Annotated in this window: 1 protein-coding gene; it reads right to left on the reverse strand. The window is 28.4% G+C overall.

What is annotated here, in order from left to right; translation table 11 throughout:
- Positions 1-103 precede the first annotated feature (103 nt).
- Positions 104-1,318, reverse strand: a 1,215-nt coding sequence (locus tag CKF59_RS07795) for a hypothetical protein (RefSeq protein ID WP_222985728.1), incomplete at its 5' end; no start/stop codon positions are given.

A 1,318-nucleotide genomic window follows, 5' to 3' on the forward strand; every position in this document is an offset into this window, starting at 1 on the left:
GCTTCAGAGAGGGGAAAGTTTTATTTTTATGAGTATATTTACTAATAATTTTCTTAAAAGAATAAAAAACGTACCATATGAATGGTACGTAAAGCGTTAGTAATTAAAATTTTAACTCATAGGTTAAAAATATGGAGTTAAAGTTATCTTTTTCAGAAAATACATCAGCATCTTCATCTTTAAAAACAATATTATGTCTAGTTTTTCCAATTTCTATTTTAAAATAGCTATCTTTTAAGAAACTATAATAATCTACAAATGGATATAACTTAGCAAATAAAGCAACCGTATTATATTTACGAGTAACTTCGTGTAGATTGCCAGGAGAACTACTCTTATATTTCTCGTGAATATAATTTATACCTAAGTCGAAATATCTCGTGAATTTATAGGTTAAGCTTGCATTATAAGTAAATGTAATATCTTGGCTATAAATGTAAGTATTGTCTACTCTATCTATTAATGGGACTGTATCATTATGATAGTAAACCCCACGATAGAGAATAAAGGGTATATTTTCCAATTTATAGGCTTGTACATTTAAATTAAAATTAAAGTTTTTATACTTTATATTATTTTCAGCACTTAAACCTGATATTCTTGGAACTCCACTTACATAAATACCCTCTAAAGATGGTTCAGCTGTTTCCGGAAGATATTTCCAAGAGTACATTTTCTTTTCATCAAACTTACCAATAAACCCCATAACCTCAAGTGTAAAGTTATTATTCTCTGACATATAACCTAAAGATAGAAACGAGGTCTTGAAATCTGTATTTGGATCATCAAGTTGTAAACGAGCAACACCAACGCCAATTGCTGAAGTTACTTTCCCCCATTTACCAAAATCTGTAGGAGACTTATCAAATCTAATCCCTTTGACAACTTGCATAGGATAGTCTTCATTTATAAGATCAAAACGACCTATTAATAAATTGCCATATGAAGGGTGATCTATAAAAAGATTAAAACGATTTAATCCCTTGGTCTTATTATAGTACTGACCTTCCCATAATTCATTGTTTATACGAAGATAACCAACATTAACACCAACTGAGAATTTATAATCTTTGAGGTAAACTTTAGAAGTTAAATCAAGATTATATTTTCTCCTTTTAATTACTTCTGTGAGTGTGTAATCAGAGCCAGTTGATTTATACTTATCATGATTGAAATACACGCTACCATTTAAATTTGACGAGAATGTAAATTTCTCTTTATCTAACTTTATTAAGTTAGTTGCAATGACATCAAGAGATAGTAGACTTAAAGATAAGATTGATATTTTAAAAATATCTATATTAAGTAATTTTTCTTT

Origin of the sequence: Psittacicella gerlachiana (genome assembly GCF_003585965.1) — a bacterium.
In the GTDB taxonomy this organism is placed as follows: domain Bacteria; phylum Pseudomonadota; class Gammaproteobacteria; order Enterobacterales; family Psittacicellaceae; genus Psittacicella; species Psittacicella gerlachiana.